Origin of the sequence: Enterobacter sp. Res13-Sevr-PEC09-46 (assembly GCF_015672585.1) — a bacterium.
GTDB classification, from domain to species: Bacteria; Pseudomonadota; Gammaproteobacteria; order Enterobacterales; family Enterobacteriaceae; genus Enterobacter; species Enterobacter hormaechei_C.
In genome coordinates, this window is the sequence record NZ_JADABR010000009.1 from 49,853 (window position 1) to 58,141 (window position 8,289).

The following is an 8,289-nucleotide window of genomic DNA, read 5'->3' on the forward strand; positions in this document are numbered from 1 at the left end:
GGTGAGACTGTTTATTCTGCTCATCATGACTCTGCTGATCCAGGGATGTACGCCGAGCCAGCAGAGCATTATTGAGACCTTTAACGCCAGCCTGGACGGGCGCCAGGATGTGACGGTAACGGACGGGCAGATTCAGGTGCTCCCATACTCAACCATGTACCTGCGTCTGGATAATGGCCCGAGGATCCTGGTGGTTCTCGGATACATCGAGCAGGGAAACAGTAAGTGGTTATCGCAGGATAATGCGATGATCGTCACGCATAACGGTCGCCTTATCCACACGCTCAAGCTCCCTTATAACCTGCTTGAGGTAACCAACCTTGAGCACGATCCGCTGCGCCACACGCCGCAGCTCCGCGACGGCAGCCAGTGGTCGCGTGATGTGCGCTGGCAGGAAGAGGGGCGGTATCGCTCCGCACACCTGACCTCGCGCTTCTCCCTGAGCGGGACGGAAAACCTGACCCTTGCCGGAAACACGCTACGTTGTCAGGTCTGGCAGGAGACGGTGCAGGCCGACGGCCTCGATCGTCGCTGGCATAACACCTTCTGGATTGATTCCGCCACCGGCCAGGTACGCCAGAGCGAACAGATGCTCGGCGCGGGCGTATTCCCTGTCACCATGACGATGTTGAAGCCCGCCCCATGAACAGACTCAGAAAATGGTTACCTGGCGTAGGGCTATCTCTCTTCAGCCTGCCCGCCTTATGCGCAAGCGTCGTTACCGTGCATCAGCCGGGCAAAACGTGGTCTGCTGGACAGGCCGATACGCTCTCCCGGCTGGTCACCCAGCCGCAGTTGAACAACGTCTGGTGGCAGGGTGCTGTCATCGCAACCCCTTCCGCCACGCGGCGAGCGCAACAGACGCAACAGCAGGTGCTGGCGTCGCTTTCAGCCTGGCAGAATCGTGCCGATGACGAGCAGATCGCGACCATTCGCGCTGTCGCTACACAGATCCGCTCCCTGCGGATCGTCGGGCGGCAGTTTGTCAGCCTCGATCCAGACGCCGTGCGTACCGACGCCCGCGGCGATCGTTCCCTTGAGGGCCGTTACGATCTGTGGCTCTCGCCTGCGCCCCGCACCGTCACGCTGATGGGGGCGGTCGCCACACCGGGGAAACTGGCCTGGCGACCGGGCGCAAGCATCAGGGATTACTTACAGGGGCAGCTGCGGCTGGCTGGCGCCGACAGGAATAACGTGACCGTTATCGATCCTGACGGCAGTAGGGTTGTTGCGCCGGTGGCGTACTGGAACGCACGCCATATTGAAGCAGAGCCGGGCGCTGTTCTGTGGGTGGGGTTTGATCCCCGGGCGGTGCCGGACGATTTTACCGGTCTGAATGAGCAAATCGTTGCGCTCCTGACGCGGCGGATACCTGACTGATGAACAAACTTTTTTTACTGAGCGGCCTTGCTCTGGCGATCTCTTCTGCCTGCCACGCGGAGCTGCGTACCTGGCCCGATCCGACCGGACCTTCACAGTCCGACTTTGGCGGCACCGGCCTGATGCAAATGCCCGACGCGCGCTTTGGCCGGGAAGGGGAATTCAGCGTCAACTACCGCGATAACAACCAGTATCGTTTTTACTCCTCTTCGGTCGTGCTCTTTCCGTGGCTGGAAGGGACGATTCGTTATACCGACGTCCGCACCCGCAAATACAGCAGCGACGAGGATTTCAGCGGCGATCAAAGCTACAAGGATAAGTCATTCGATTTTAAGGTTCGTCTGTGGGAAGAGGACTATAGCCTGCCGCAGGTGGCGCTCGGCAAGCGCGATATTGCGGGCACCGGCCTGTTCGACGGTGAATATCTGGTTGCCAGTAAAATGGCCGGACCGGTCGATTTTACCTTTGGAATAGCCTGGGGATATCCCGGTAATAGCGACAACGTGGGTAACCCGCTGTGCCACGACAACAATAAGTATTGCACCCGCGGCGAATCACATGATGCCGGGGATATCAGCTTTAGCGATATGTTTCGTGGTCCGGCGTCGCTGTTTGGCGGCCTCCAGTATCAGACGCCCTGGCAGCCCCTGCGCCTGAAGCTCGAGTATGACGGCAACAATTATGCCGATGATTTTGCCGGCTCCATTAAGCAGTCGAGCCATATCAACGTGGGGGCAGTCTATCGCGTTGCCGACTGGGCCGATCTCAACCTCAGCTACGAGCGCGGCAATACGCTGATGTTTGGCTTCACCCTGCGGACCAACTTTAACGATCTGCGCCCCGCGCTGCGTGATAACCCGAAACCGGCCTGGCAACCGGCACCGGCAGGCGAGACGCTGGACTATACCTCGGCGGCAAACCAGCTCACCGCGCTTAAGTACAACGCAGGCTTCGATGCGCCGGAGATCCTTCAGCACGGCAATACCTTATACATGACCGGCGAACAGTATCGCTATCGCGATCCGCGCGAAGCGGTGGATCGCGCCAACCGTATTCTGATCAATAACCTGCCCGACGGGGTCGACACGATCGCTATCACCCAGCGGCGTGACCATCTGCCGCTGGTCACGACGCAAACCGATGTCACCAGCCTGCGCAAACAGCTGGCGGGACAGCCGCTCGGCCAGGAGGAGGCGCTCAGGCAGCAGCGCGTCGAGCCTGTGGATACCACAGCGTTCGGGCGCGGCTACCGTATTCGCGCCGATCGCTTCAGCTACAGCGTCAAACCGACGCTGGCGCAGTCGCTGGGCGGTCCGGAAGATTTCTATATGTTCCAGGTGGGGGTGATGGCCAGCGCCAGCTACTGGCTGACCGATCGTCTGCTGCTCGACGGCGGCGTGTTCGCCAACCTCTATAACAACTACGACAAGTTCAAATCCTCGCTGCTTCCCGCTGACTCCAGCCTGCCGCGCGTCAGAACCCATATTCGCGATTATGTCAGCAATGACGTCTACATCAACAACTTACAGGCCAACTATGTCGATGCGCTGGGGCACGGCTTCTATGCCCAGATTTATGGCGGCTACCTCGAAACCATGTACGGCGGTGTGGGAGCAGAGGCGCTCTGGCGCCCGCTTGATAGCGACTGGGCGCTGGGCGTGGATGCGAACTACGTCAAGCAGCGCGACTGGGACGACATGATGCGCTTCACCGACTACAGCGCGCCAACCGGATTTATCACCGCCTACTGGAACCCGGCGAAGCTCAACAGCGTGCTGATGAAGCTGAGCGTCGGGCAGTACCTGGCGAAGGATAAAGGCGCCACCCTCGACGTCGCGAAGCGATTCGACAGCGGCGTGACGGTAGGCGCCTGGGCGGCGCTGACCAACGTCTCGAAAGAGGATTATGGCGAAGGTGGCTTTAGCAAAGGCTTCTACATCTCGATCCCGCTTGATCTGATGACGATCGGCCCAAATCGCAACCGGGCGGTGGTCTCGTGGACGCCTCTCACCCGTGATGGCGGCCAGATGTTAGGCCGTAAATATCAGCTCTATGACATGACGTCAGAACGCGAAACCCCGGTAGGGCAGTAGTACCGGATGAAACAGGCATTACTTAACCAGATGATTTTCCTGAATGAAAAACGTTAAATTTTCCGTGCTTGCGTTGGCTATGATGGCGTTAAGCGGTTGTACTATCGTACCGGGCCAGGGACTTAGCACCCAGGGCAAAGATATTATCGATCTGCCTGACAGCAATTACGATCTGAATAAGATGGTCAACGTCTATCCGCTCACGCCGGGGCTGGTGGAGCAGTTGCTGCCTGGCAAAGTCGACTCCCGCGCGAATCCTGAACTGGATCGCCAGCTCCAGAACTACCAATATCGCATCGGCGTCGGCGACGTGCTGATGGTTACCGTCTGGGACCACCCGGAGCTGACCACCCCCGCAGGTCAGTACCGTAGCGCCAGCGATACGGGCAACTGGGTGAATGCCGATGGCACGATCTTCTACCCCTATATCGGCAAAATCCGCGTCGTCGGCAAAACGCTGGCCCAGGTGCGCGATGAGATCGCCGCCCGGCTGGACTCGGTGATTGAGAGCCCGCAGGTGGATGTCAGCGTCGCGGCGTTCCGCTCGCAAAAAGCCTACGTGACGGGCGAAGTGGCCAAGTCTGGCCAGCAGCCCATCACCAACATTCCGCTGACCATAATGGATGCGATCAATGCGGCAGGCGGCCTGACGTCGGAGGCGGACTGGCGCCACGTGGTGCTGACCCATAACGGCCAGGACACGCACATTTCGCTCTACGCGCTGATGCAGCGCGGCGATCTCACCCAGAATAAACTCCTCTATCCGGGCGATATTCTCTTCATTCCCCGTAATGACGACCTGAAAGTGTTTGTCATGGGCGAGGTGGGTAAACAGAGCACCCTGAAGATGGACCGTAGCGGCATGACGCTGGCGGAAGCGCTGGGTAATGCGCAGGGCGTAAATCAGGATATGGCCGACGCCACGGGGATCTTTGTGATTCGTCCGTTGCAGGGCAAGCAGAACGGCAAAATCGCCAACGTCTACCAGCTTAACGCCCGGGATGCCACCGCGATGGTGTTGAGCACCGAATTTCAGCTTGAGCCTTACGACATCGTCTATGTCACCACCGCGCCGCTGGTGCGCTGGAACCGCGTGATCTCTCAGCTTGTGCCGACCATTACCGGCGTACATGACCTGACTGAAACAGGGAGATATATCAGAACATGGCCAAACTAACGTTTAACGCCATCCTGGTGATCTGTACCGGCAATATCTGCCGCTCTCCCATTGGGGAACGGCTGCTGCGCCGGCTGCTTCCCGCCGCCCGGGTCGATTCAGCGGGAACGTGTGGCCTGGAAGGGCGCGCCGCCGATTCACAGGCGACAGAGATCGCCGCCGAACGCGGCACTCTGCTTGAGGGCCACGTGGCGCGCAGGCTCACCCCCGCCATGGTGCGCGACTACGATCTGATTCTGGCGATGGAGCTGGAACATATCGAGCAGGTCACGGCTATTGCACCGGAGGCGCGCGGCAAAATGATGCTCTTTGGTCACTGGACGGGCAGAAAAGAGATCCCGGACCCCTACCGTAAAAACCGGGACGCATTTGAATATGTTTATGGGCTGCTGGAGCAGGCCAGTCTGGAATGGGCGAAACGGCTCAGTTAATCACACGGGATAGTTACGTTTTATGTCAACAAATAACCTTCACGCCCATGATGCGTCTGCCGCGAATAACGAGATCGATCTTGTGCGCCTGTTGGGTGAGTTGCTCGACCACCGAAAATTTATTCTCATCCTTACCGCGCTGTTCACGCTGGCGGCACTGCTTTATGCGCTCTTTGCCACACCAGTTTATCAGGCCGATGCGCTGATACAGGTGGAACAGAAGCAGGGCAACGCGCTACTCAGTAACCTTAGCGAGTTCATCCCTGACTCCTCGCCAGAGTCGGCGCCGGAGCTTCAGCTTCTCCAGTCGCGCATGATCCTCGGTAAAACGATTGATGACCTGAACCTGCGCACGCAGGTAAGTGAAAACTATTTTCCCCTTGTCGGACGCGGCTGGGCGCGGCTCACCGGCCAACAGCCTGGCATCGTCGATATCCGTATGCTCAATCTTCCCCCTGTCGCGGGCCGGGCGCAAAAGCTGACGCTGACCGTCGGCGAGAAGGGCCACTATCAGCTGGAAGGCGATAACGTGACGTTACAGGGCGTAGTGGGACAGCCGCTGAGCGCGGCGAATATCGCCATTACCATTGCCGCTATCCAGGCGAAGCCGGGTACGCAATTTACGATTACACAGCTGAGCGAGCTGGAGGCCATTGACGCGCTACAGCTGCGTTTTTCCGTGAGCGAGCGCAGCAAGGACAGTGGGATGCTTGGCCTGACCATCACGGGGGAAGATCCCGATGAGATGGCGCGCGTGCTTAACTGCATCGCCGATAACTATTTACAACAGAACGTGGCTCGCCAGGCGGCGCAGGATGCGAAAAGCCTGCAATTTTTGAAGCAGCAGCTTCCGCAGGTGCGCAGCGAGCTGGACCAGGCCGAGGAGAAGCTCAACCGCTATCGCCAGCAAAATGACTCCGTTGACCTGAACCTGGAGGCAAAAGCGGTGCTGGAGCAGATTGTAAATGCGGACAATCAGCTCAATGAACTGACCTTCCGGGAAGCGGAAATTTCGCAGCTCTACAAAAAAGATCACCCCACCTACCGGGCGCTGATTGAGAAACGCCAGACGCTGGAGCAGGAAAAAAACCGCCTGAATAAACGGGTATCGTCCATGCCGTCAACCCAGCAGGAGGTGTTGCGCCTGAGCCGTGATGTGGAGTCGGGACGCGTTATCTACCAGCAGCTGCTTAACCGCGAACAGGAGCTGAGCATCGCCCGGTCAAGCGCAATTGGTAACGTCCGCATTATCGATCCGGCCGTGACCCGGCCGCAGCCAGTCAAGCCGAAAAAAGCGCTGGTCGTCGTTCTGGGGGTTCTCCTGGGTCTGTTCGTCTCTGTGGGCTGGATCCTGGCGCGCAGTATGCTGCGTATGGGCATTGAAACGCCGGAGCAGCTGGAGGAGCACGGGATTAACGTCTATGCCACCGTACCGCTGTCGGAATGGCTGGCTAAAAAGATGCGTTTGCGCAAAAAAGACTTTATGTCCCCAGGGCTGCGCCATAAGACCAAACATATCCCCTTCCTGGCGGCGGATAACCCGGTCGATCTCTCCGTGGAGGCGATTCGCGGCCTGCGCACCAGTCTGCATTTTGCGATGATGGAGTCAGCTAACAATATACTGATGATCTCTGGCGCCACGCCTGACAGCGGTAAAACCTTTGTCAGCAGTACCCTGGCGGCCGTCGTGGCGCAGGCGGGCCAGAAAGTGCTCTATATTGATGCGGATATGCGTCGCGGGTATGCCCATGATCTGTTTAAGCTCGACAATACCTGCGGCTTATCGGAGATGTTGTCCGGTAAGGCGGAGTATACCCAGGGCGTTCAGACCTTCGATAAAGGCGGGTTCGATACCATCGTGCGCGGGCAGATCCCCCCTAATCCGGCGGAGCTTCTGATGCATACGCGTTTCCAGCAGCTGCTGGACTGGGCGAATGAACGCTACGATCTGGTGATTATCGATACGCCACCGATCCTGGCGGTCACCGACGCGGCTGTTGTCGGCCGTCGCGCAGGCACCACGCTGCTGGTCGCCCGCTTCGGGATGAACAGCGTGAAGGAGATGCTGGTCTGTGTACAGCGTCTGGAGCAGAGTGGCGTCAATACCAAAGGGGTGATTCTCAACGGCGTCGTTAAGCGGGCAAGCAACGCTTACGGCTACGGCTATCATCACTACGGTTACAACTATTCGAGTAATTGATTATCCGGCGCCTGCCCGTTCTGACATTAATGCGCATTGTGTTTGTAATGAAAAACGGGCAGGCCCAGCTTAAGGCGCAATGCCAGCATACGCGCGGTGAAGCCAAACAGCAGGGTGGAGATAACCACCACATCGTGGCTGGTGACATAGTGCTGCAAGGCGACATAAAGCACTGCCGCGGCAAAGGAGATGCCGGCATACAGTTCCTTCTGGAAAACCAGCGGGATACGTTTGCAGAACATATCCCGCAGCACCCCGCCAAACACGCCCGTGATCACGGCAGCAATGGTGGCGATAACCGGGCCTTCACCCATATCGAGAGCGATTTGTGCGCCAATGATGGAAAAAACAATCAGCCCAAGCGCATCCAGCACCAGGAACACGCGGCGCAGATGAGGCATCACCGGGGCCACAATCGTGGTTAGCACGGCTGCCGTTGCCACGATAATGACGTACTCAGGGTTTTTGACCCAGCCGAGCGGATAATGGCCAAGCAGGATATCGCGCACGGACCCGCCGCCGAGCGCGGTGGCCGTGGCAATAATAATCACGCCGAAGGTGTCCATACGGCGACGTCCGGCAGCGAGCGCGCCGGTCATGGCTTCTGCGGTAATGCCAATAAGATAGAGAATGTGAAGCAGCATAAACCCTCCGGAATGAAGAGGAGGAGATTAGCGATTTGTGCGGAAGATCACGATTGAGATTTTCTAAGGCGAGGGGGTTTGCCCTACAGAAATTTATCAACGCATGCCTGGCGGGCTTGTGATAAGGCGGGAGGAAAAGAAAGTAAGGCTAAATAAGGATTAGAAAAAGTAATGGGTGGTGTGCGAGGCAACACCACCCTGAAAGGAATTACTCGATTGAATCTGAATGTAGATTAGCGAGTTTAGATATTGATTTTTAAGGTTTATTTATTATTGATTTCATTTTAAGTACACTCATAAGTACATGTTTTTAATTGATTAGAAGCTAGTACATCTATGAGACTATCTTGAAATCCCATATTTT

Annotated in this window: 7 protein-coding genes; 6 read left to right on the forward strand and 1 reads right to left on the reverse strand. The window is 57.5% G+C overall.

The features are described 5' to 3' along the window. The first annotated feature begins 1 nt into the window (after position 1). From IMQ56_RS05450 to etk, 6 genes are read left to right on the forward strand one after another with little or no spacing between them, the layout of a single operon-like run. Positions 2 to 646 carry a YjbF family lipoprotein gene (locus IMQ56_RS05450; RefSeq protein ID WP_023295702.1) on the forward strand — a complete coding sequence of 215 codons (645 nt, stop codon included), beginning with the start codon at positions 2 to 4 and terminating at the stop codon, positions 644 to 646. Beyond that, positions 643 to 1,380: a capsule biosynthesis GfcC family protein gene (locus IMQ56_RS05455; protein ID WP_039269351.1), complete on the forward strand. Its 738-nt coding sequence runs from the start codon at positions 643 to 645 to the stop codon at positions 1,378 to 1,380. Before IMQ56_RS05450 ends, IMQ56_RS05455 begins: the two co-directional genes overlap by 4 nt. After that, the gene (locus tag IMQ56_RS05460; protein WP_075262134.1) at positions 1,380 to 3,473 is read left to right on the forward strand and encodes a YjbH domain-containing protein; all 2,094 of its coding nucleotides are present in this window, start codon (positions 1,380 to 1,382) and stop codon (positions 3,471 to 3,473) included. Before IMQ56_RS05455 ends, IMQ56_RS05460 begins: the two co-directional genes overlap by 1 nt. A gap of 43 nt (positions 3,474 to 3,516) precedes the next feature. Beyond that, positions 3,517 to 4,650, forward strand: coding sequence for a polysaccharide export protein (locus IMQ56_RS05465; protein WP_032646765.1), 1,134 nt, complete (start codon positions 3,517 to 3,519; stop codon positions 4,648 to 4,650). Further along, positions 4,638 to 5,081: a protein-tyrosine-phosphatase gene (locus IMQ56_RS05470; RefSeq protein ID WP_033486987.1), complete on the forward strand. Its 444-nt coding sequence runs from the start codon at positions 4,638 to 4,640 to the stop codon at positions 5,079 to 5,081. The genes IMQ56_RS05465 and IMQ56_RS05470 overlap by 13 nt, the downstream gene beginning before the upstream one ends. A gap of 22 nt (positions 5,082 to 5,103) precedes the next feature. Next, on the forward strand, positions 5,104 to 7,281 hold the full coding sequence (gene etk / locus IMQ56_RS05475; RefSeq protein WP_045333517.1) for a tyrosine-protein kinase: 2,178 nt from the start codon (positions 5,104 to 5,106) through the stop codon (positions 7,279 to 7,281). 26 nt (positions 7,282 to 7,307) lie between these two features. Here the strand turns inward: etk and IMQ56_RS05480 are convergent, their stop codons facing one another. Next, on the reverse strand, positions 7,308 to 7,925 hold the full coding sequence (locus IMQ56_RS05480; protein WP_015570045.1) for a trimeric intracellular cation channel family protein: 618 nt from the start codon (positions 7,923 to 7,925) through the stop codon (positions 7,308 to 7,310). Between the last annotated feature and the right edge of the window lie 364 nt (positions 7,926 to 8,289).